The 24,166-nt window shown below is 69.5% G+C and carries 11 protein-coding genes; 5 read left to right on the top strand and 6 right to left on the bottom strand.

The genetic code is table 11. The features are described 5' to 3' along the window. Positions 1 to 34: 34 nt before the first annotated feature. Genes BJF92_RS21840 through BJF92_RS21815 form a run of 6 tightly spaced genes read right to left on the bottom strand, consistent with a single transcriptional unit; the run spans position 35 to position 8,260 of the window. The gene (locus BJF92_RS21840) at positions 35 to 610 is read right to left on the bottom strand and encodes a siderophore biosynthesis protein (RefSeq protein WP_075636850.1); all 576 of its coding nucleotides are present in this window, start codon (positions 608 to 610) and stop codon (positions 35 to 37) included. After that, positions 607 to 1,197, bottom strand: coding sequence for a hypothetical protein (locus BJF92_RS21835; protein ID WP_075636849.1), 591 nt, complete (start codon positions 1,195 to 1,197; stop codon positions 607 to 609). Before BJF92_RS21835 ends, BJF92_RS21840 begins: the two co-directional genes overlap by 4 nt. Further along, a complete protein-coding gene (locus BJF92_RS21830; RefSeq protein ID WP_075636848.1) occupies positions 1,194 to 1,439 on the bottom strand; it encodes an MbtH family protein in 246 nt (81 codons plus the stop codon). Before BJF92_RS21830 ends, BJF92_RS21835 begins: the two co-directional genes overlap by 4 nt. Further along, positions 1,436 to 2,833: an aspartate aminotransferase family protein gene (locus BJF92_RS21825; protein WP_075636847.1), complete on the bottom strand. Its 1,398-nt coding sequence runs from the start codon at positions 2,831 to 2,833 to the stop codon at positions 1,436 to 1,438. Before BJF92_RS21825 ends, BJF92_RS21830 begins: the two co-directional genes overlap by 4 nt. Next, positions 2,830 to 3,732 carry a class I SAM-dependent methyltransferase gene (locus BJF92_RS21820; protein ID WP_075636846.1) on the bottom strand — a complete coding sequence of 301 codons (903 nt, stop codon included), beginning with the start codon at positions 3,730 to 3,732 and terminating at the stop codon, positions 2,830 to 2,832. Before BJF92_RS21820 ends, BJF92_RS21825 begins: the two co-directional genes overlap by 4 nt. Continuing rightward, on the bottom strand, positions 3,725 to 8,260 hold the full coding sequence (locus BJF92_RS21815; RefSeq protein WP_075636845.1) for a non-ribosomal peptide synthetase: 4,536 nt from the start codon (positions 8,258 to 8,260) through the stop codon (positions 3,725 to 3,727). Before BJF92_RS21815 ends, BJF92_RS21820 begins: the two co-directional genes overlap by 8 nt. A gap of 333 nt (positions 8,261 to 8,593) precedes the next feature. Between BJF92_RS21815 and BJF92_RS21810 the strand changes: the two genes are divergently transcribed. From BJF92_RS21810 to BJF92_RS21790, 5 genes are all read left to right on the top strand, one after another. Next, complete coding sequence (locus tag BJF92_RS21810; protein ID WP_075636844.1) at positions 8,594 to 10,831, top strand: AMP-binding protein; 2,238 nt, start codon at positions 8,594 to 8,596, stop codon at positions 10,829 to 10,831. Between the two features lie 104 nt (positions 10,832 to 10,935). Beyond that, positions 10,936 to 15,630 (top strand): type I polyketide synthase, encoded by a 4,695-nt coding sequence (locus BJF92_RS21805; protein WP_075636843.1) that lies wholly within the window; start codon positions 10,936 to 10,938, stop codon positions 15,628 to 15,630. 67 nt (positions 15,631 to 15,697) lie between these two features. Beyond that, entirely contained in the window at positions 15,698 to 16,765 is a 1,068-nt protein-coding gene (locus BJF92_RS21800) for an LLM class flavin-dependent oxidoreductase (RefSeq protein WP_075636842.1), read from the top strand. Between the two features lie 15 nt (positions 16,766 to 16,780). Continuing rightward, positions 16,781 to 23,338 carry a non-ribosomal peptide synthetase gene (locus tag BJF92_RS21795; protein ID WP_245294857.1) on the top strand — a complete coding sequence of 2,186 codons (6,558 nt, stop codon included), beginning with the start codon at positions 16,781 to 16,783 and terminating at the stop codon, positions 23,336 to 23,338. Continuing rightward, entirely contained in the window at positions 23,335 to 24,162 is an 828-nt protein-coding gene (locus BJF92_RS21790; RefSeq protein ID WP_075636840.1) for a 4'-phosphopantetheinyl transferase family protein, read from the top strand. Before BJF92_RS21795 ends, BJF92_RS21790 begins: the two co-directional genes overlap by 4 nt. Positions 24,163 to 24,166: the final 4 nt, after the last annotated feature.

Genomic DNA, 24,166 nt, shown 5'->3' with positions numbered 1-24,166 from the left:
CTTTGAGCGCGCGGTGCGGGCGCGCCGGGAAGCGTCATGAGTGGAAAGGGCATCCCTGGCCGCCGGGGTCGATGAGCCCGAGACGGCCACGGCCGAAGCGGCGCAGGGTTTCGACCGCATTGCGATCATCGAAGCGCAGGCTGCCGGAATCGACGAAGCGGGCGCAGACCCCGACATGGCTTTCGGCCAGATGGCGATAGGCGGCGACGAAGCCGGAATGGGCCACTGCCAGCTCCTCCGGCAGGGCGGAAAAGACCGGGCGCAGATCCCGCCAGAGATCGACGAGCACCGCATGCTCCCAGGACATCAAGCCGCTGAAATCATCCGATTCCACCGTGGGACGGGTCATGGAAACGCGGATCGTCGTCTCGTAGACCTCCTTGGGGAAGCTCGCGGCCAGCTCCATGGCGGCGGCGGATGCCGTCAGCAGCACGGATGCCGTGTTCAGCTCCTCCTCGGCATCCGCCATCCTCTGCCGCTCCAGGGCCAGCCGGAAGCGGCGCAGCGCGACGATGAGACCCTGGACATTGAGGAAGAAGGCCCAGTGAAATTCACGCCAGATGGCGAAGGGCGAGGGCGGCTGCGGCGGGGAGAGATCGGCCCTTGTCATCGCAGCCGCTCCAGGCCGAGCGCGCGCGCCAGGAGATGCGCCTGGGCGACGAAGCCCTCGATCTGCCCGCGCACCTGACGCTCCGGCAGATCCGCGCTGCGCGCGAAGAGGTCGGTCACGGCATGGATGGCCTGCACGAGGCTTCGCACCATCATGGTCGCCGGCAGCGCGGGTGCCACGCGGTTGACGCGGAAATAGCGGTCGTAATCGCTGGCCTGGAAGGCGGTGAGCGGCAGGCCTGTGGTGTCGACGGCGACGGGTTCGGGCCCGCTCTCGTCCTGACTGCCCAGCGCATCCAGCCGTTGCAGGAGTTCGCTGAGCAGGGGCAGACCGTCGCGCGGGTTCAATGCCAGCGCCTTCACCAAGCCGCAGAGCACGGTGTGCAGGCCCTCACGCTGCTCGGCCTCCAGCACCGCCTCCGCCGGCAGCGCATTCGGCAGCAGGAGGTCGAGCCAGGCCTCTTCGGCCGCCGCCGTGCTCTCTGTCCTGTCCGTATTCTGCGCACTCGCGCCGAGCTGGCCCAGCTCCCGGCGCTCCGCTGCGGTCACAGGGGCATGCGGTTCCAGCGCGCGCTGATGGCGGGTCACCGGCCGGTCTCCCCCTGCGGGGCGGCCTCGCCTGCCTGGTCCATCGCGCGGCGCAGCGCCAGCGGCCGCATGTCGGTCCACACCTCGGCGATATGGTCGAGGCAGGCCTGCTTGGGGCCCTCAAAGCCGCCGTCGCGCCATCCCAGGGGAATGTCCTTGTAGGTCGGCCAGATCGAATAGCGCTCTTCGTCGCTGATCACGACGCGGTAGAGGATGTCGTCGGATTGATCCTGAGTGCTCATGCTGTGGCTCCATCGATCAGGGGAATAAGGCCAAGCGCCGCGAGGCCGCTCAGGCCGTTGACGAAAGCGTCGTGAATGGCGTCGATGTCCTCGCGGCGGTGCGCGGTGGACAGGAAGCCGCCCTTGTCGCCGGCGCGCAGGTGGATGCCCGCGGTCAGCAGCGTCAGCGACAACAGGCCCAGCGCGAGCGGCGGGATACGGCTTTTCGTGGCGGACAGCGCGAAGAACGAGCCGAAGGCGGTAAAGGCGGCCGGCAGGCGCGCCGCGTCCAGCGAAGCATTGAGACGCGCGACCAGACGGTCGGTCTCGGCGTTCAGCCCCGCCTGCAGGGTTGGCCCGGCCTCCAGCATGTGGCGCGCGGCGGCGCGGGCGGTGGCGAGCGCCAGCGGATGGCGGCAATAGGTGCCGGCAAAGAAAGTCGGCTGCACCGGCGGCACGGACTGGTCGCCGTAGGACCAAGGGCCGCCGTCGATATAATTCATGAAGCGGTTGCGCCCGGCGATCAGCGCCAAAGGCAGGCCGCCGCCGGCGATCTTTCCATAGGTGGCGATATCCGCCGTGATGCCGAAATGGGCCTGGGCACCGCCGGGCGCGACGCGGAAGCCGCTGATCACCTCGTCCATGATCAGGGCGGTGCCGGTGTGCTCCGTCAGCGCGCGCAGCCGGTGCAGGAAGTCCCCGGGCTGAAGGTCGATGTTGCGGCTCTGCACCGGCTCCACCAGCACGGCCGCCAACCCGTCTCCTTCGGCCGCGATCAGATCGAGCGCGCGCGGATCGGCATAGTCCAGCAGCAGCACGTCCTGCGACAGGGCGGCCGGAATGCCGGAAAAGGCGGGAATCGCGCGGGGCGACCCGGCCTCGGCAGGGCGCTGAAGCACCTGATCGCTATGGCCGTGATAGGCGCCGGAAAACATCGCCACCTTCGCCCGGCCGGTCGCGGCGCGGGCGAGCCTCAGCGCGGTCATGACAGCCTCGGTGCCGGTATTGGTGAAGGTCACCCGCTCATGGCCCGTCAGCTGGCAGAAGAGCGCCGCCGTCTCGCCCGCCAGCTCGGCCTGCGGCCCCAGGGCAAAGCCCTTGTCGAGTTGCGCGTCGATCGCCTGGCGGATGAAGGACGGGTTGTGGCCGAAAAGGTTGATGCCCATGCCCATGAGGATGTCGACATAGCGGTTGCCGTCGAGATCGACGAGGTGGGCCCCCTCCGCTCGCCGGACGACCAGCGGATAGAGCGCCTCCTTCGCCAGCAGGGAGAAGGGCACGCCGATGGCGCTCTTGTCGGCCAGAACGCGCCGGCTTTCTTCTGCCGCTGCCTTGGAGCGCGGCGTTTTCCGGTTGAAGGCGGCAATGATCTCGGCTGCGGCCTTGGCGGACGGATGGAGAGGCACCACGGTCATGCGGAGACCTCCGCCAGAACGTTCCCCGGCTGCGCGCCCGGCTCCGACCCCGTCTCCGCGATCTTGCGGCAGAAGAAATAGGCGGCGTGCCCGTCGTCCACGGGCCCGCCGGTGGTGCTGCGCAGCTCGGGCGCGAAGCCGTTTTGCGCAAGCAGCGCCGAGACCTGATCGAGATCATGGCCCCAGACGCGGTTGACGACGCGGTTGTGCTCCCACCCCCGATGCAGCAGGCCGGGTCGGGCGAGAAGCGCCAGCCGCAGGCGGCGCAACGGCCTGGCGCGGGTGAGGCGTTCGGCCAGCGCCCTCAGCCGCGACCGTCTTTGCCCGTTCGCCCGTCGGAAAATATCCACGGTGAAGGCGCCCTGTCCGGCGGCGGGGTCATATTGCGGCGTGATCGCCCAGGCGAAGTCGGGCTGCATCTCGCCCTCGCTCGGGCGGCCATGCCAGTGGCGGGCCATCTGCGCGGGGTGGTTGACGTCGAAGACGAAGATGCCGCCAGCCTTCAGCGCCCGGTTGACGCTGGAAAACACCGCCGCCAGATCCTCCGGCCCCTCCATGTGGTTCAGCGAGGCGCTGGTGCACAGCACCGCATCGAAGGGCGTTCCAAGGTCGAAATGCCGGGCATCGCCCAGCACGAAGCGGGCGGAAGGCGCGTTGTCGCGGGCGTGGCGCAGCATGTCAGCCGAACCGTCGAGGCCGGTGACATGGAACTGGCGCGCCTGAAGTGCTGCCGCCAGCTGTCCGGTGCCGCAGCACAGATCGAGGATCGCGCCGCCGGCCGGCACATGCGGCAGCACCACCCGCTCGATCGGGCCGATCTTGTGCGCGCCGTAGCGCGGACCGAGCGTCTGGTTATACAGCCAGGCCCAGTGGTCGTATCTGCTCGCGTGGTCAGCCATGGCGATGCTCTTCTTTGCGGGATGGGTCGAGGGCGCCGGCGCGCAGGAAGGCGCGCAGATAAAGGCGCAGGAGGGCAGTATCGAGCGGCGGCTCGGCAAAGGGAGCCTCCGCCAGCGCGGCCCGTGTTCGGGCGTGGTCGATCGGTCGCGCGCCGTTTCCGCCGGGCCCGTCTTCACCTGTGACGTCCTGCTCCAGCAGGCCCATCAGCGGCGCCAGAGGATGGGTTGCATCCTCGCGGGCGATCTGGGCCAGCAGGGCGCGCCATTCGGGGCGGGACAGGCGCTTCAGGTCCAGCCCCTCCTGCGCCGCCGCCTCGAACAGGCGCGCGGAGCTGACGGGGGTGGAATGGAGGAGATGGAAGGTCTGGCCGGCCGCGTCCGGCCGGTCCATCAGCCAGACGACGGCGCGGGCGAGGTAGTCCACCGGCAGCATCGCCAGCAGGGTCTCGCCTTCGGGCGCCGCGCCGGAGTGCAGATAGCCCTGCATCATCCGGCAGAGAATGTCGTCCGCGTTGAAGGCGCCGCTGTCGCTCGCGCCCGAGATCGCGCCCGGCCGGTAGAGTGTGGCGACGAGACCGCGCGCCCGCGCGGCCTCGACCAGATGTTCGCTCGCCCATTTGGTCCTGTTGTAGCCGCCCGCAGGCGGCGGGAAGGCCGTGACGGGATCGCTTTCGCGGATCGGCCCGCCAGCCCCCTTTCTCGTGAGCGCGCTCAGCGAGGAGATCAGGTGAAACGGACGGCCGCGCCCGGCGGCGGCAAGCCGCAGAAGCTCCGCCGTTCCCAGCACATTGGCGGCGCGCAGGCGCTGATAGGGGTAGAGGTGATGCACCTCGGCGCCATTGTGCAGGATGGCGTCCACGCTTTCGGCAAGGCGCGCGGTCTCTTGCCGCGACAGGCCGAGCCCGGGCGAGGCCAGATCGCCTGCCACCACCCTCAGCCGCGCCGCCATGTCCTGCTGCCACAGGCCATAGGCCGACAGGGCGCGGCGAAGCCGCTCCAGCCCATCCGCGCCGCGCACGAGGCAGGTCACCTCGCGCGCGGGATCGCGCAGGAGCGCCTGCAGCAGATAGGCGCCGACGAAACCGGTCGCGCCCGTCAGCAGCACGGTGCGCGGCGGATAGAGGCCCGCCTCGGTGGCGGCGGGGCGGATCGCGGGGTCGAGGCGGATGTCCTGTTCCAGCTCCGGCGCATCGGCGATGGCGCGGTCTTGTCCGCCCGCCAGATGATGGGCGAGCGCCTCCACCGTCGGCGCGTTGAAGAGATCGAGAATGGCGATCTCCAGTCCGAAGCGCTCCTTCGCCAGCGCGCAGAGCCGCGTTGCCAGCAGGGAATGGCCGCCAATGGCGAAGAAATCATCCGTGGCCGCAACCGGGCGATCGCCCAGCACGGCGGAAAAGCAGGCGGCGATCGCCTCTTCCATCGCGCCGCGCGGCGGGCGGCCCGTGCCCTCGCCGAGCGTGGCGGGCACGGGCAGGGCGGCGAGATCCACCTTGCCGTTGACGGTCAGCGGCAGGCGCTCAAGCGGGATGACGGCATCGGGAACGAGATAGCGCGGCAGCCGCTGCGCCAGCCAGGCGCGCAGGGCGAGGGGATCAAGCCCATCCTCGTCGCGCGCCACGGCATAGGCCAGGACGCGCTTTTCCCCCTCCAGTTCGCGCACCGTCACGGCGGCTGCGGCCAGCTGCGGATGGGCGAGCAGCATGGCCTCGATCTCGCCCGGCTCGATCCTGTAACCGCGGATCTTCACCTGGTCGTCCATCCGGCCGAGCAGGCGAATGCGCCCGTCGGGAAGCTGGCAGGCGCGGTCGCCGGTGCGGTAGAGCAGGCCGGGTGCATCCTTGGTGGCGAAGGGATCGGGCACGAAGCGCTCCGCCGTCAGCGCCGCGCGCTTGTGATAGCCGCGCGCGATGCCGAGGCCGCCGATGTGCAGCTCTCCCGGCACGCCCGGCGGCAGCGGCTCCAGATGCGCGTCCAGCACATAGAGCTGCTTGTTGGCCGCCGGCCGCAGCACCGCTTCCGCCATCTCCCCGGCAGCGCAGGCCACCATGCTGGCATTGACGGTCGTTTCCGTCGGCCCATAGGCATTGATGAAGCGGCGCCCGGCGCCCCAGCGCGCGATCAGCTCCGGCGTCGGCGCCTCGCCGCCCGTCAGCACCAGCCGCAGCGCCGGATAGGCCCCGGCGGGCAGGGCGAACAGCGCCGATGGCGTCATGGTGAGGTGGGTGACACGCTCTTCCTCGATCCTGCGCGCCAGCGCCGGGCCGGGCAGGACCTCGTCTGGCGCCAGCAGCACGAGCCGCGCGCCAGCGCTGAGCGCCATCACCATCTCCGGAATGGAGGCATCGAAGGAGAAGGAGAAGAACTGCAAGACGCAATCGTCAGGCCCGACGGCGCAGACGCGGATCTTGTCCTTCACCAGATTGACGAGGCCGCGATGCTCCACCATCACGCCTTTCGGCCGGCCGGTGGAGCCGGAGGTGTAAATCAGATAGGCGAGATCGCCCTGATGGCTGACGGAAACGGGATCCTCGGTGGACGCGTCCTGCGGCCAGTCTAGGTCGAGATCGATGCGCCGCGCGGTTGAAGGCAGCGGGTCAGGCAAGGGGATGGCGCTCGTGGTCAGCACCAGGGTGGCGCCGGAATCCTCCAGCATGTCGGCGATGCGGCCGGGCGGATAGGCAGGGTCGAGCGGCAGATAGGCGCCCCCGGCCTTGAGCACGCCGAGCCAAGCCGCGACCATGTCGAAGCCCCGCTCCAGCGCAATGGCCACCACCTGCTCCGGCCCCACGCCCTGCGCGCGCAGCCTATGGGCGATCTGGTTGGCGCGGCGGTTGAGCGCGCCATAGCTCTCGGTCCGCCGCTGGCCATCCACGGCCTGAACCAGGGCGATGGCATCGGGATCGCGCTCCACCTGCGCCTCGAACAGGGCGGGAAAGAAGGCGGCGCGGTCATAGGCCGTCTGCGTGGCGTTCCAGCTGCGGATCTGCCTTGCATGATCGTCGGCGGACAGGAGCGGCAGCGTGGCAAGAACGGTTTCGGGATGCGCGGCGAGCCCCTCGACAAGCGTTTCAAAGGCGCGCGCCAGCGCTGCGACCGTTTGCGGCCGGAACAGCGCCGTGTCGAACTCGAACGCCCCGTGCAGCCCTGCGCCTGTTTCCTGAAGGTTGAGGCTGAGATCCAGCTTGGCGATACCATCCGCGCGCGCCAGCCGGGTGAGCGTGACGCCTGGCAGGTCGATCGTGTCGGGGGAGGGCGCATCCAGCTGGAATTTGAGCTGGAACAGCGGATGCATGCTGGGATCGCGGGCGGGATTGGCGATCTCGACCAGCCGCTCGAACGGCAGGTCCTGATGCGCCAGCACCTGCCAGAGCGTGTCCTGCGTGCGGCGCAGGCTTTCGCGGAAGGGCTCCGCCGGCCTCAGGCGCAGCCGCAGCGGCAGCGGATTGACGAACAGGCCGATCAACCCCTCCGTCTCGATGTGGCGGCGATTGGCAACCGGCGTGCCGATCACGAGGTCCGTCTGGCCGGTCAGCCGGTGGACCAGCACGGCAAAGGCGGTGAAGAGCGTGGCGAACAGGGTGGCGCCCGTGGCGCTCGACAGCGCGCGAAGCCGGTCGGCGGTCTCGCGGCCGATCTTCACCGGTTCCAGCGCGCCCTGATGCGCCTGCACCGCCGGTCGCGGAAAATCTCCGGCCAGCCGCGTGGCAGGCAGAGGCGCGGCGAGGTGCTGCTGCCAGAAGGCCAGAGCCGGCTCGGCCGCAGGCCCCGCCAGATGATCGCGCTGCCAGGCGGCGAAATCTCCATACTGGATCGGCAGCGGCGGCTTCGTCTCCTGCCCCTTATGGCGATAGGCATCGGCCAGTTCGCGCAGGAGGATCTCCAGCGACCAGCCGTCGCCGGCGATGTGATGCAGCGTCAGCAGGATCAGCGCCCGTTCCGGCGCCAGCCTGACGACGCTGAGGCGGAGCGGCGATTGCCGGGCGAGATCGAAGGCGCGCCGCGCCTCGGCGTGCAGCAGGCTCTCACGCTCCTGCAGCGAAAGCGGCCGGTCGCGCCGGTCGATCACCTGAAACACGGAAAGGCATCCGGCAGGGCCTGCCGCCTCGATGACCTGAACCGGCGCGCCATCCTGCAGCCCGATGCGGGTGCGCAGGATCGCGTGGCGGCGGATCACGGCTGCGAGCGCCTGCGCCAGACGGTCAAGATCGAGCGGGCCGAGCGCCTCGGCGGCCAGCGCCATGTGATGGATGCCCGCCTCCGGCATCATCCGCTCCATGAACCACAGGCGCTCCTGGGCGAAGGACAGCGGCGGGGCGGGGTCGTTGCGGGCGGGAATCGTCGTGCCTTCGGTCTCCCGCGCCAGATGGGTGAGGATGTCGGCCTTCAGGCGGCGCAGGCGCTCGCTGAGTTCGGGTGTCAGGGCCGCCTGGGGCCCCGCGCAGCGCAGCCGGTCTCCCTCGGCCCAGACCCGGATCTCCTGCCGCGACAGATCCTCCAGAAGCGCGGCGACGCTTGCCTGCGGCCTCATGCGCCCGCTCCTGTCACGCTCGAATTACGCACGAAAGAACACGCATGACGCGCCGGATCGGACGCGGCATCGGCCGCTTCTGAAAGTGCGCTTCTGGTCGTCATTGCAACCTCGGATAACTTCTGCCTCCAAGCGAAAGTCAGTGCTTTCGCTCCGTCTGAAATCTTGACTATGATATTCAAGAATTATATGCAAGAGGGAATTCGACGGCAAAAAGCTGGTTTGGGCCAGCAGCCGAGCGCCGGGAATCCGCATCCGCGGCAAGCCGACAGGTGTCCTGCGGATATCTTGTCGGCCTCATGGTTTCTCGGCTGAGGAATGGAGGGACGTAGTTTGCACAACAGGTTGACGACGACGGTGCCTGATCTGAAAGAGGACGGCTTTCTCTCGATTGTTCAATATCTTGAGAAGAGGGCGGCGCTCTGCGAGGGCGCGCCGACCATGCGCTTTTTCCACGATGACGCCGCGTCGATCGCCGATGGCCGCTTTGACGGATGGAGCTGGGCGGAGTTGCGGGACCGCAGCCAGGCGGTGGCGATGACGCTGCGGCGGCAGGGTTTCGTCACGGCTGGCGCACGCATTCTCGTCGTCTATCCGCCGGGTCTCGGCTTCGTCGCCGCCTTCTTCGGCTGCCTCTATGCCGGCACGGTTCCGGTGCCTGTGCCGGCCCCGCGCCGCGCCGACGGCATCCGCCGCTGGTTGCATATCGCCCGCGATGCCGGCATTGCCGGCATTGTCTGCGCGCCGGAACTGGCCGAGCCGCTGGAACCACTTATGCGCGCAATCGGCCATGGCTTCTGCCTGTCGCCGCCGGCGGCCGATGCGACGCAGCCGCGCCCCGCCGGCGAGGAGCCGCTCGCCCCTGCTCCCCTCGGCCCCCGGCAGGTCGCCTTCCTGCAATATACCTCCGGCTCCACCAGCGATCCCAAGGGCGTGATGGTGACGCATGGCAATCTGATCGCCAATCTCGCGCAGATCAGCCGCGCCTTCCGCTATAGCGACAATGATCGCTCCGCCTGCTGGCTGCCGCATTATCACGACATGGGGCTGATCGACGGCCTGCTCTCGCCCGTCTTCAACGGCTTTCCGGTCGCGCTGATGGCGCCGGCCGCCTTCCTGCGCCGGCCGCTGCGCTTTCTGGAGCTGGCGAGCCATGTTCGCGCAACGGTGATCGGCGGGCCGAATTTCGCCTATGAACATTGCGCCGAAAAAGCCGCGCCCGACGCCATGCCCGGCCTCGACCTTTCCGCGATCCGCATCGCCTATAATGGCGCCGAGCCGATCCGCCCGAAGACGCTGAAGCGCTTCGCGGCGGCCTTCGCCCCCCACGGCTTTTCGTGGGATGCCTTCTACTGCTGCTATGGACAGGCGGAGGCGACGCTGTTCCAGACCGGCGGCGCGCCGCAGGAGCCGCCGCGTATCCTCGCCGTCGATCGTCAGGCCCTGGTGGGCGAGGGCCGCGCCGTTGCGGCGCGCCTTGCCGAAGGGATTGCCGAGGGGGTGGCGATGGAGCTGGCCGGCTGCGGACAGCCGGCGGAGGGGCTGGATCTCGCCTTCGTCGATCCCGAGCGCGGCGCGCGCGTGGCGGAAGGTGAGGTGGGCGAAATCTGGATCCGCGGCCCGAATGTCACGCCCGGCTATTGGGGCCGCGCAAGGCTGAATGCCGAGAGCTTCGATCAGACGCTCGACGGCACTGGCGGCTGGCGGCGCACCGGCGATCTCGGCTTCATGCTCGATGGCCAGATCTACATTACCGGCCGGCTGAAGGATCTCATCATCATCCGCGGCCAGAATCATCATCCCGAAGACATCGAGCAGAGCGTCTTTTCCAGCCATCCCGCGCTGGCGCAGGGGCGGGCCGGCGTCTTTGCGATCGAGATCGAGGAGGAAGAGCAGGTGGGCGTCGTCTGCGAGCTGACGCGCGAGGGCCTGCGCGATCTCGATGCGCCTGCCGTCATCGATGCCGTGCGCGCGGCCGTGTCGCGCCATCATCATCTCAAGGCGGCCGTCATTGCGCTGCTGCGCCCCTCCAGCCTGCCGCGCACGCCCAGCGGCAAGGTGCGCCGCTTCGCCTGCCGCCAAGGCCTGATCGATGGCGATCTGCGCATCGTCGCGCGGTGGGATGCGCAGCCGGGCCAGATGTTCGCGCCGGCGCGCAGCGAGGTCGGGCCGGGCTGGCAGCAAAGGCTCGCCGAGATGCAGCCCGCGCGCCGGCGGCAGATGCTGCGGACCCTGCTTCAGGAGGATGTGGCCCATCTCGCCCGGCTCGATCCGGGCCGGCTTCCGGATGCCTCGGCCGGCTTTTTCGATCTCGGGCTGGATTCCGTCGCCCTCGTCACCCTTGGCGCGACCATCGAGCGCGAGCTTGGCCTGCCGCTGCGCCCGACCCTGATCTTTGAATATCCGACCATCGCGCGGCTGGCGGACCATCTCCACGCCCTGCTCGAGGCTGAGGTCGATCCGCCGGCCGAGGAGGCCTTGCCGCGCCCCGTGCCGCCTCCGGCACAGTCGGCCATCGCCGCGGAGCTTGCGGCGCTGAAGGCGCTGCTCGGCTCCGGCCGGGCCGGCTGACGCCGAAGCCGGGCGCCGCGTGCCCCCATTTCCACACTCCATCCGGCCCGGCGCGCAGCCCGCGCGCGGGGCTCCGAGACGCCCCTGCCGCAGGATGACCGCTGATGACCCATGCCGAAACGCCGAAGCCCGAAGCCATCGATCAGGAGGCCATCCTGGCCGTTCTCCGCGAGGCCCGCGCGCGGCTTGAAACGCTGCAGGGCCAGCGCGACGAGCGGGTGGCCATCATCGGCCTTGCCGGCCGCTTTCCCGGCGCCGACACGGCCGAAGCCCTGTGGGACTTGCTGGAGGATGGCCGCAGCGGCTTGAGGCCGGTCAATGCCGCCGAGCTGGCAAGGGCAGGGGTGGCGCCGGAGCGGGCGGGGCAGGCGGATTACGTGCCGGTCTGGGGCAGTTTTCCCGAGCCCACGGCCTTCGATGCCGCCTTCTTCGGCTATTCGCCGAGGGATGCGGCGCTGCTCGATCCGCAGCAGCGCGTCTTTCTCGAATGCGCCTGGGCGGCGCTGGAACATGCCGGCTATGACGGGCGCGGTGGATCGGCCGGGCGGATCGGCGTCTATGCTGGCGCGGCGCTGAACCACCATTTCAGTGAGCTGCGCGCCAATCCGACGCTGCGGGAGGAGACCGATCCGCTCCAGGCGGGCCTCGGCAATGTCATCGGCATGGTCGCCGCCCGCACGGCCTATCACCTCGATCTCAAGGGGCCGACGCTCGGCGTGCAGGCCACCTGCGCCACCTCGCTCGTGGCGGTGCATCTCGCCGCCCGCGCGCTTCTCGCCGGCGAGGCGGACATGGCGCTGGCTGGGGCGGTGGCCATCGGGCAGACGCGGCCGGAAGGCTATGTCTACAGGAGCGAGGGAATCGCCTCGCCCGATGGCCTCTGCCGTCCCTTCGATGCCGATGCCAGGGGCACTGTCTTCACCAATGGCGTCGGCGTGGTGGTTCTGAAAAGGCTGAGCGCGGCTCTTGCGGATGGCGACACGATCCATGCCGTGCTGCGCGGATCGGCCATCGGCAATGATGGCGCGGCCAAGGTGGGGCTGACGGCGCCGAGCGTCTCCGGCCAGGTGGAGGTGCTGGAAGCGGCGCTGGCGGATGCGCGGATCGACCCTTGCGAGATCGACTATGTCGAGGCGCATGGGACCGCGACGGCGATGGGCGATCCGATCGAGATCGCGGCGCTGAACAAGGTCTATGGCCCCGATTTCGCCAAGGCGGGGCGCAGCTGCGCCATCGGCTCCGTCAAGGGCAATCTCGGCCATATGGACGTTGCCGCCGGCATGGGCGGCCTGATCAAGACCATCCTGGCGCTGCGCCATCGCCGCCTGCCGGCGAGCCTCCATTTTACCGCCGCCAATCCGGCCATCGACTTTGCCGGCGGGCCCTTCCACGTCGTCGCAAAGGCCCAGGACTGGGCAGCTCCCGCCAACAGGCCGCGCCGTGCCGCCATCAGCGCCTTCGGCATGGGCGGCATGAATGCCCATCTGATCATCGAGGAAGGCCCGAGCGCTTCCCCGGCAACCGTCACAACGCCAAATGCCGCACAGCTGCTTCCGCTTTCCGCCCGCTCTGCAGACGCGCTGGCAGCCGCCCGCAAAGCACTGGCCATCGCCCTGGAAAAAGGCGCAGACCCTGCGCCGTGCCTCGGTGACATCGCCTTCACCCTCCAGGCCGGCCGCCGACCCATGCCCCACCGCGCCGTTGTGCTGGCGCGCGACCGCGCGGAGGCCGCCCGCCAGTGGGCAGCCGGCGCGGGCGCGGATTACCGTTCCGGCCAGGTTCTCGGCGGCGAGCCAAGCCTCGTCTTCCTCTTTCCCGGCCAGGGCGCGCAGCATCGGCGCATGGCCCGCGGGCTTCTGGAGGCGGAGCCGGCCTTTCGCGCCGCCATCGAGGATTACCTCGCCGCCTTTCCACCCGAGCTCGACCTCGCTGCAGCCCTGTTCGGGGAGGAAAGCGACAGGCTCGACCGCACCGAGGTGACCCAGCCGGCGCTGTTTGCTGTCGATTACGCGCTGGCGCGGATGTGGCAGGCCAAGGGCGTGACCCCACGGGCCATGCTGGGCCACAGCCTCGGCGAATATGTCGCCGCCTGCCTTGCCGGCGTGTTCTCGCTGCCGGATGCCGCCCGGCTTGTGTGCGCACGCGGGCGGCTGATGCAGGCCTGCGCGCCTGGCGCCATGCTCTCGGTCATGCTGTCGGAGGCGGAGGCGCGCGCCTTTGTCTCGCCGGACATCGATCTCGCGGCCGTGAACGGCCCGCGCAGCACCGTGCTCTCTGGAAAAAGCGCGGCGATCGACGCGCTTGCCGCCCGGTTCGACCGCAGCGGCATCGGGTCTAAGCGTTTGCGCACAGCCCATGCCTTCCACAGTGCGATGATGGAGCCGGCGCTCGCGGATTTCGCGAAGGTTCTCGCGGATGTCCCGCTTCATCCGCCCGGGATCGATATTCTCTCCAACCTCACGGGCGACTGGCTGCGCCCGGAACAGGCGACCGATCCGGCCTATTGGGTCGCGCATCTGCGCCAGACCGTGCTGTTCGGCCCTGCTCTCGCCAAGGCTCTGGCGCTGCCGCATGCGTTGCTGCTGGAGGTCGGGCCGCAGGAGACGCTGACCCGGCTCGCCCGCCAGCAGGCCGGCGCGGATGCGCGGGCGATCGCCACGCTGCCCGATGCGGCATCGCCGCGACTGCCTGCCGATCACCTCCGCCTCGCGGCGGCCGACCTCTGGATTGCCGGCATGGAGCTGGACTGGTCGGCCTGGCGGGCGGAAGGGCCGCATCGCCGGGTGGGCCTGCCGACCTATCCGTTCCAGCGCATCGCCTTCGACATCCCGCCGGCCGCGCGGGAGGCGGGAAGCCAGTCGGAAGCGGGGCGCGCTTCGTTCGAGAAATGGTTCTACCAGCCGGTCTGGACGCGCGGTCCCGTAACAGCGCCACCTCCGGCCAAGGAGGCGGTCTGGCTGCTGCTGGGCGGCGCGACGCTGGCCGAGCGGATCGGTCCGCTGCCGGAGCCGATCCGCACGATCGAGGTCGAGGCCGGGGCGACCTTTGCCGCGACCGGGCGGGGCTACGCGGTCGCTCCGGCAGACAGGGAGAGCTACCGCGCGCTTTTCGCTGCCCTGTCCGGGCGGGGGCTGATGCCGGACCAGATCGTCAATGGTTTCGCGCTTATCCCAGGTTCCGCACCGGATGTCGCCTATGCCAGCACGCTCGCGCTCGGTCAGGCGCTCAATGAGGCTTTGGCCCTGTTGCCGGAGGCCGGGGCCTCTTCCCCCATGCCGCCTATGACCGCACCTCTGGTGACCGTGCTAGCCGAGGGGCTGCATAGTGTCACCGGCACAGAGCGCCTTCAGCCGCATGCGGCCATGGTGCTCGGCACGCTGCGCGTTCTGCCGCAGGAAATTGCCGGACTGGCCTGCCGCAGCATCGACCTTACGTCATCAGGGGCAGGGGCAGGGGCAGGGGCAGGGCCTGTGCCGGCTTTGCGCGAAAGCCTGCTGCGCCCGTTCCAGCCGGCCCATGCCGTCTCCGCGCTGCGCGCCGGCTTCGTCTTCACGCAGACGCAGGCGACAGCCCCGATGACGGAGGCGGGCGACACCCTTCAGCCGGGAGAGCTCGCGCAGAAGGGGTCGCCAGGCCATCCCTTGCGCGCCGGCGCCACCTATCTCGTGACGGGCGATCTCGTCGATGGTCTCGCGCTGGTCTATGCCCGCGCGCTGGTCACGCGGCTCGGCGCGCGGGTGATCTTCGCCGGACAGAAGGGCCTTCCGCCTGAACAGGACTGGGAACGTTGGCTCGCCTCCCACAGCCCGCAGCATCCCGTCAGCCGCATGATCCGGGCGCTGCGCGACATCGGCAGGCCCGGGACGGACTATCTGCTTCTGTCGGGCGACCTTGCCGATGCCGGGTGGCTGCGCCGGGATCTCGCACAGGCGCAGGCCTCCTTCGGGCCGATCCATGGCGTGTTCCACACATCCGGCATGGGCGACGCCTATCATTGCCCACTTGCCGAGCTGGAGCCGGCGCGCACCGCCAGCCTCTTCGCCACCAAGATCGGCGGGATCGAAGCGCTGGCGCAGGTGCTGGCGGACAGCACGGCCGCCTTCGTGCTGGTGCAATCCTCTTTGTCCACGCTGGTCGGCGGGGCCGGGCTTGCCGCCTATGCCGGCGCCAACAGCTTCCTGGCCGCCTTCGCCGAGGGGCAGCGCGGGTCGGCCGTTCCGCTCTGGCAGGCGATCGACTGGGACACCTGCCTGGCCGATGGCGAGGCCCGCGACAGCGCCAATGGCCTTCATGCGCATGCATTCGACAGCGATGAGGTATGGCGGGTGACGCAAGCGGTGCTTGCCCGTCCCGATCTCCCCCGCCTCGCCGTGACGGCGGAAGGGATCGAACGCCGCGGGCGCGCGGCCACGGATGCGCCCCGTGGTGCAACGGTGCTGCCGACGGCGAACGGCACCGGGCGTCAGCGGGTGACGGCCGCCTTCGTCGCGCCGGGCGACCCGGTGGAACAGGTAGTGGCCGAAGTGATGGGCGAGCTGCTGGGCATCACCCCCATCGGCATCGACGACAATTTCTTCGAGCTTGGCGGCCATTCGCTGCTGGCCGTGCAGGTGGTGACACGGCTGCGCAAGCAGTTTTCCACCGAGCTGCCGATGCGCGCGCTGCTGTTCGACGCCCCGACGATCCGGGGCCTGGCCGCGATCCTTCGCGAACGGATCGCCGAGGCGGAAGACGAGGCGGCGGCGGTCGCCGCCCTGCTTGACGACATCGAGGCCGGTGGCCGGCGCCGAGAGGCCTGAAGCGACAGCTGGTCACGGGCGCCGCTCTCGCGACAGACCCCGACTTTACGACAGATGAGGGACGATCATGAAATTCAGCCTTTTCTACTTCGACGGCGATGGCCTTGGCGCCAGCGGCCAGCGCTACCGCCTTCTGATGGACAGCGCCCGCTTCGCCGATGCCAAGGGCCTGACGGCGCTCTGGCTGCCCGAGCGGCATTTCCATGCGTTCGGCGGGCTCTATCCCAATCCGTCCACGCTGCACGCTGCGCTGTCCATGATCACCAGGCGGATCCAGCTGCGCTCGGGCAGCATCGTCCTGCCGCTGCACCACCCCGTGCGGGTGGCGGAGGAGGTGGCCGTGGTCGACAATCTCTCGCAGGGCAGGGCCGGCGTCGCCATCGCCTCCGGCTGGACGCGCGACGAATTCGTGCTGTCGCAGACGCCGCATGGCAGCCGCCGCAGCGCGATGTGGCGCGCCTATGATCAGGTGACCCAGCTTCTGGCGGGCGAGAGCGTGGGTTTCGAGGATGCCGACGGCAACCGCGTGGAGGCGAAGACCCTGCCGCGTCCCGTGCAGCCGCGCGTGCCCTTCTGGGTTGCCTGCCAGTCGACGGAGACTTTTGTCGAGGCTGGCCGGCGCGGCATCAACGTGCTCACCGCGCTTCTGGGCGAGACGCTGGAGAGCCTGGCGCCGAAGATCGCCGCCTACCGCCAGTCCCTGGAAAAGCATGGGCACGATCCCGCCTCCGGCACGGTGACGATCATGGTGCACACCTTCCTCGGGCAGGATGAGGAGACGGTTCGCGCCAAGGTGCAGGGGCCGTTCAGCCACTATCTCAAGACGCATTACCACCTGCTGGAGGGCCTTGCCCGCAGCATGGGCCTCGACATCACGCTGGATCATTTCAGCGAGGACGATCTCGACAGCCTGATCCGCTTCGGCATCGACGGTTTCATCAAGGGCCGGTCGCTGATCGGCACGCCGGAGAGCGTCGGCGGCACGGTGGAGGCGCTGGCGGCGGCCGGGATCGACGAAATCGCCTGCCTGATCGACTTCGTGCAGGATTACGACCTCGTCATGGAGGGCCTGCCGCATGTGGTGGCGCTCGCCCGCCGCCATGCAGGCACCTCCGCGCTGGCGCAAGCGGTGTGAAGAAGGACTGAGCCCGTGACCATAGCCGATCCGATGGCGGGACTGCGCGCGCGCGTGGCAAGCCTCCCGAAGACGGAGCGCGAAACGCTCCGCCGTCAACTCGAAGCGCGGGGCATCGCCTGGGAGCGCGTCGCGCCGCCGGAGGACGACACGCGCGAATCCCTTAAGCGGCTGCCGCTCACCCCCGGCCAGCGGCATTTCTGGGTGCAGCAGCGTCTCTATCCAGAAAGCTCGGCCTATCATGTCGCCTATCGCTGGCGCCTGAAGGGTCCGCTGGATGTGGAGGCGCTCGCCAGGAGCCTCGACCATGTGGTGGCCCGGCATGCGGCGCTGCGCACCGCCTTTCCACTTAAGGAGGGCGAGCCCTGGCAGCAGGTTCAGGACGCCGCACCCCTCGTGCTCGCTCGAGATGACGTTTCTGGATCGGAAGCGGCGTTGGAGGCTGCGGCTGCGGCCGTGGCGGTCCGCCCCTTCGACTTCACGTCCGCGCCGCTGATGCGCGCCCATCTCCTCCGCCTCGATGACCACGACCATGTGCTGGCGATCACCTTCCACCACATCATTGCCGATGGCTGGTCGCGCGGGGTGTTCCTGCGCGATCTCACCCGCTGCTACCGCGCGTTGCAGGCGGGTATCCCACCCGATCTGCCGCCGCTGACGCTCGACTATGGCGATCACGTGCGCGCCCAACAGCACTGGCTCGAAAGCCCGGCCTGCGCCCGCGCGCGGCGCTTCTGGCAGGACAGGCTGAGCGGCCTGAAGGTTATGGACCTGCCGAGCGACCGCTCGCGCAGCCTCAGCATGGACATGACCGGCGCGACCGTCACGCGCACCCTGCCGCTGGCGCGATCGGGCCAGGTGGAGGCGCTCGCTGCCCGCTTGGGCACCACGGCTTTTGGCATCCTCGCCGCCGGCTTCCTGCTGCTCCTCCACCGCTATAGCGGCCAGCGCGACCTTGCGGTCTGCGTCCCCGTGGCGGGGCGCGGCCCGTCGGAGGCGGATCTCATCGGCCTCTTTACCAACACGGTCGTGCTCCGGGCCGAGATCGATCCGCGCCTGACCTTCGCTGCGTGGGTCGAGCGGGTGCAGGAGCGCTTCTCGGACGCGCTGGACCACCAGGACTTTCCCTTCCCCCTGCTGGCCGAGGCGCTGGGCATGGAGCGCGACGCGCGCCAGAGCCCGCTGACGCAGATCATGTTCCAGCACCAGTCTGGCTTCTATCGCGAGCAGAATGCGCAGGTCGTGGATTTCGGCGTGGCGGGCCTCAGCGTGCAGCAGGAACCGGCGCCTCTGCGCGAAGCCAAGGTCGATCTCAGCTGGACGGTGATGGAGCGCGAAGCCGGCCTGTTCCTCAACATCGAGTACCGCACCGCCTTGTTCGATGCCTGGCGGATCGAGCGCATGGCACTGCATTTCGAAACGCTGCTAGGCTCGATCCTGCAGGCGCCGGAGACGCTCCTTCCCGCTCTGGCCTATCTGCCGGCCGATGAGCGAGACGCCCTGATCGCCGAGGGCACGCCGGCGCATCGGCCGCTTCCGGAGATCACCGTCGATCAGGCGATCGCCGAGGTCGCCGCCCGTCATCCCGAAGCCGAGGCCCTGGTCGCGGTCGATGGCGTGTGGACCTATGGCGCGCTGATGCAGGCCGTCGACCGGCTGGCGCAGCGCCTGGTGCAGCTGCCCGATCCGGTGCGGCCGGGCGATCGCGTTGCCGTCTCGCTGCCCGGGCGCGGACAATCCGTGATCGCCTTTCTCGCGATCCTCAAGGCGGGCGCGGTCTATGTGCCGCTCGATCCGGATCACCCGGCCGAGCGCGTGGCCGCCGTTCTGGCCGATTCCGGTGTGACGATGGTGCTGACGGACCAGCCGCATATCTATCCCGGCCGGGCCCATCTCGATCCCGCCTGCCTCAGGCCGGATGCCGGTCACGCTGTGCTTCCGTCCTCCAATCCCGCCGGCATCGCCTATCTGCTCTATACCAGCGGCAGCACCGGCCGGCCGAACGGCGTGCCGATCGAGCATTTGAGCCTCTACAACCATCTGCGCGCGATGGCGGATTGCCTGGCGCTGATGCCCGGACACCGCATGCTGGCGATCACCACGCCGACCTTCGACATTTCCATCCTCGAAATGCTGCTGCCGCTGTTCGTCGGCGCGACCACGGTTCTGCACGGGCAGGATCTGCTGCTCGCGCCGCAGCGGCTCGCCGGCCTTCTCGCTGAGCAGCGCATCTCGCACATGCAGGCGACGCCGGCCTATTGGCGCATGCTGATAGACAGCGGCTGGGAGGGATCGCCGGATCTGACCGCCCTGTGCGGCGGCGAGGCGCTGGATGCGCCGCTGGCCGGCCGCTTGCTGGCGCGCACCGGAACCTTGTGGAACGTCTACGGCCCGACCGAGGCGACCATCTGGGCCAGCGCCCGACGCGTGACGCTTAAGGATGCCGAAAGCGGCCGGGTGCCTGTCGGCGGCCTGATCGACAACACCCATCTTCACGTTCTCGACGCCTATCTGGAGCCGCTGCCGCGCGGCATCGCGGGCGATCTCTATATTGGCGGCGCCTGCCTCAGCCCCGGCTATTGGAACCGTCCGGCGCTGACCGCCAGCCGCTTCCTGCCCAATCCGTTCTGCGACCCCGATCATCGCGCGCCGCGCCTCTACCGGACCGGCGATGCCGCCCTGCGCGGGGAGGGCGGCGCCATCGAATTTCTCGGGCGCACCGATTTTCAGGTCAAGCTGCGCGGCTATCGCATCGAGATCGGCGAGATCGAGGACAAGCTGCTGCGCGAGAGCATGGTCGAGCAGGCGATCGTCACGCTGGACGAGGCGCATGAGCGGCTGGTCGCCTATGTGCTGGTCAAGGATGCGCAGGATTGCGAACGCCGGCTGCGCCAGGCGCTGACGGCGCAGCTGCCGCGCTACATGGTGCCGACCGCCATCGTGCTGATGGACGCCTTTCCCCTGAATGCGAATGGCAAGATCGACCGAAAGCGCCTGCCGGTGCCGCAGGTTTCCGGCATCAGCGAGGCCGCTGTCCCTGCGCGCACGGCCGGGGAGGCGAAGCTTCTCGCCATCTGGAAGGCCGCGCTCCGGCGCGACGATTTCGGCGTCGAGGACAATTTCTTCGATCTCGGCGGCGATTCCATCATCGGCGTGCAGATCGTCGCCCGCGCCGAGCAGGCGGGGCTGAGGCTGGCGCCGACGCAGATCTTCGAGCTCCAGACCGTGGCGGCCCAGGCCGCCGCCGCCACGCGCATCGACAGCCTGCACAATGCCGGCGATGGGCGCAGCGCGGAGCCTGCCACCGAGGCCCCTCCGGCCGCGCCGCGGCTGCGATCGCCCGAAGAGGAGGCTGATACGCTGGCGCAGGACGCGCTCCCGCCGGCAGATACCTTGGCGATGACGCCGATGCAGGCGGGCCTTTTGCTCCACAGCCTGATGGCGCCCGAAAGTGGCACCTATTTCGAGCAATGCTGGTGCGTGCTGGATGGCCCGCTGGACGAGGCCGCCTTCCGCGCGGCGTGGCAAAGGGTGATGGCGCGCCACGAGATGCTGCGCGCCGCCTGCCGCTGGCGGGACAGTGACGAGCCTTTGCTGGTCATCCCCGCCCATGCCGAGCCGGAATGGCAGGAGGCCGATTGGCGCGCGCTCGATGGCGACAGCCAGGCCCGGCGCTTCCAGAGGTTTCTGGAGGCCGACCGCCGCAGGGGCTTTGCCCTCGACCGGGCGCCGCTCATGCGCTTCGCGCTTATGCGGCTCAGCGAAACCCGCAGGCGCTTCGTCTGGAGCTTCCACCATCTGCTGATGGACGGCTGGTGCACCGCGCTGATCCTCGACGAGGTGTTGAGGACCTATCGCGGGCAATCCCTGCCGCCACCACCGCCCTCCTATCGCCGCTATCTCGACTGGCGTGCGCGTCAGGACCGGGGCGCGGCCGAGGCCTATTGGCGCGCAGCGCTCGCCGATCCGCCGCCGCCCTCCTTCCCATGGAGCGCGGAGGTCTCGGCAGAGCCGGCGTCGGTCGAGATCCGCACCTCCCTGGACCCGGCAGTGGCGGGGCGACTGCGCGCCATGGCGCGGCGCGAGCGGCTGACGCTCGCCACCGTGCTGCAAGGTGCCTGGGCGCTGCTTCTGTCGCGCTATGGCGGCACGCGCGACGTGATCTTCGGCGCCGTGCTCTCCGGCCGTCCCGCGGAGCTTGCCGATGCCGAGCGGATGGTCGGCCTGTTCCTGCAGACCGTTCCCGTGCGGCTGCGCCTGCGCCCGGCGGAAAAGGCGGCGGACTGGCTGCGCGCCCTGCAGGCCGAGCATCCGCAGCGCGTGCGCCACGGCCATGCGGCTCTTTCGCAGATCCAGCGCGGCACTACGCTGTTCGAGACCTTGCTGATCGTCGAAAATCTCCCGCTCTCGCTGCTGGAGGCGGTCAGGGATCCGGGCGAGGGCCTCTCGATCACGGAAACCGGGAGCTACGAGCGCACGCATTATCCGCTGTCACTGCGCGTCTTTCCCGGTGAGGCGGTCACCTTCGCGCTGACGCTCGACCCATCGCGCATCGCGCCGGCGGCCGCGCGCCGCGTGCTCGATCATTATGCAACGCTTCTGTCCCGCCTTGCGCAGGATGCGCATCAGCCGCTCGGCGCGATCGACATGCTCGCGCCGCCCGAGCATCGGGCGCTGATTGCGGCCGGGCGCGGGCCGGAGAGAGGCGCGACCGAGCCGATCCCTGCACGGATCTTCGCCCATCGCGCTGAAAGACCTGATAGAACCGCCATCCTGTTTCAGGGACGCGAGGGAGCGGAGGAGCTCAGCTATCGCGCGCTCGCCGCCCGTGTCGATGCCCTGGCCGGCGGCCTGCAGGCGCGCGGGATCGGACGCGGCGCGGTCGTCGGGGTCTGCCTGGAGCGCGGCCCCGATCTGGTGGCCGCCCTGCTGGCGGTGCTGCGCTCCGGCGCGGTCTATCTGCCGGTCGATCCCGATTATCCTGCCGAGCGCATCCGGTCGATGATCGCGGATTCGGGCGCCGTGCTGGTCCTGACGGACCGGCAATCCTGCCCGGTTTCATGCGACGCGCCGCTGCTGCGCGTCGAGGATGCGGCGGCGACCGACGCAGCCTTTTCGCCCGTTGCCCTCAGGGGCGACGATCTCGCCTATCTTCTGTACACCAGCGGCAGCACCGGCCGGCCCAAGGGCGTGGCGATCACCCATGCCGCGCTCGCCAATTTCATCGCGGCCATGCTGGAGCGGCCGGGCATTGACGCCGAAGACAGGCTGCTGGCGCTCACCACCATCGGCTTCGACATTGCCGGGCTCGAGCTTTATGCGCCGCTGGTGGCCGGCGGCACCGTGATCCTGGCCGATGCCGCCATCAACCGCGACGGACGGCGATTGGCAGAACTGGTCGTAGCAGTGCGGCCCACGGTGATGCAGGCGACGCCCGCCGGCTGGCGCATGCTGATCGAAGCCGGCTGGGCGGGCGACCCGCAGCTGCGCCTGCTTTGCGGCGGGGAGGGGCTGGACAGCCGCCTTGCCGCGGCCCTGATGGCGCGCGGCCGGGCGCTGTGGAACCTCTACGGTCCCACGGAAACCACCATCTGGTCCGCCGCGCTCGATGTCGAGCCTTCGATGCTGAGCGGTGCCCTGGTGCCGATCGGCGGGGCGATCGACCGAACGGTGCTGCAGGTGCTCGATCCCGAGGGACGGCCGGTTCCGGAAGGGGCGGAGGGCGAGCTTCACATCGGCGGCGCGGGTCTCAGCCCCGGCTACTGGCGCCGCCCCGGCCTGACGGCGGAAAGCTTCGTTCCCAATCCCTTCCGGCAAGGCCCCGAGGATGGCCTGCATCTCTACCGGACCGGCGACCGCGTGCGCCGGCGCACCGACGGCCTGTTCGACTTCCTCGGCCGGATCGACAACCAGATCAAGCTGCGCGGATACCGCATCGAACCCGGCGAGATCGAGGCGCGGCTGGCGGCCCATCCCCTGGTGGCGCAGGCCGTGGTTCTGGTGGAGGAGCAGGGGGCGGGACCGCAGCTCGTCGCCTATCTGCGCTGGCGCCAGGCGATGGACGCCGAGCCCGCGCTTGTGCTGCGCGATCATCTGGCCGCCGCCTTGCCGGCCCATATGATCCCCGCAGCCTATGTGGCGCTTGCGGCCTTTCCGCTGACGCCGAACGGCAAGGTGGACCGCCGCGCCCTTCCGGCCTTTCGCCCGGCGCAATCGCCACCGCCTGCGCCGCAGGCGCTGGACGAGCCGGCGGCAAGCCTGGCGGAGATCTGGCGCCAGCTGCTGAAGGTGGATCATGTCGCCCCGAGCGATAATTTCTTTAGCCTCGGCGGCCACTCGCTGCTGCTTATGTCCCTGCAGACGATGGTGCGCGCGCGGCTTGATCTTTCGGTCGATATCACCGCCTTCTTCCGCTTTCCGACGCTGGAAAGCATGGCCGATCATCTCGCCGGCATCGCCACCGGCCGGGCGGAGGCGAAGACGGAGGATCGGGGCCGCTCGAAACGCGCCGGGCGCGACCGGCTCGCAGACCGGCGGCAGCTGAGGAGCCACCCCGTGGCGGCCGATCGATGAACCAGCAGGGCCTGCGCCATCGCACCGATCGGCAACCGGCGGCGGAGACGGGGGAGGGGGCGCAGCCGCGCCTGAACAGGAGGCGCGCAAGCGGGCTCCTGCCCCATCGCCTGCCGCAGGACGCGGTGCATCTTCATCTGGTGGATGACACGCAGGTGACCGACCCGGCCCGTCTCCAGACCTATGCCCGGCTTCTAACGGATGACGAAACCCGGCGCGCTGCCGCTTTCCATGCGCCGGAGCATCGCCACCAGTTCCTGATCACGCGCGCCCTGCTGCGCAGGACGCTCACGCATTATTGCCCCGGCACACCCGCCCAGGACTGGCGCTTCACGCTCAACGCCTATGGCCGCCCGGCCATTGACGGCGGTTTCGCGATCGGGCTCGATTTCAATCTCAGCCACACGCGCGGACGTATCGCGCTGGCCATCTGCCGCGATCCCTCGCCCGGGGTTGATATCGAGTGGCTGGACCGGCGCGTGGATTATGCCGGGATCGCCGATCTCGTGCTGACACCGGACGAACAGCGAGACCTGGCCGCCTTGCCGGAAGCGCTGCGGGCGCAGCGCTTCACCGCGCTGTGGACCCTCAAGGAGGCCTATGTGAAGGCGCGCGGCATGGGCCTTTCGATCCCGCTCAGGGAGATCGCTGTCTCCTTCGACGGATCCGGCCAGCCCTCCATCCGCTTTGGCGGGAGCCTTGAGGACGATCCGCAGCGCTGGCAGGTCTGGTCCCTGCGCGAAGGGCCGGCCCACCGGCTGGCCCTGGCGCTGGCGGCGCCGACGCCCAGAAGGATCAGGATCTTTCGCGGCATTCCGTCCTGACCGT

Origin of the sequence: Xaviernesmea rhizosphaerae (assembly GCF_001938945.1) — a bacterium.
Lineage (GTDB): Bacteria > Pseudomonadota > Alphaproteobacteria > Rhizobiales > Rhizobiaceae > Xaviernesmea > Xaviernesmea rhizosphaerae.
The sequence above is the reverse complement of the archived record's forward strand: the minus strand, read 5'-3'. Positions and strand labels throughout refer to the sequence as shown.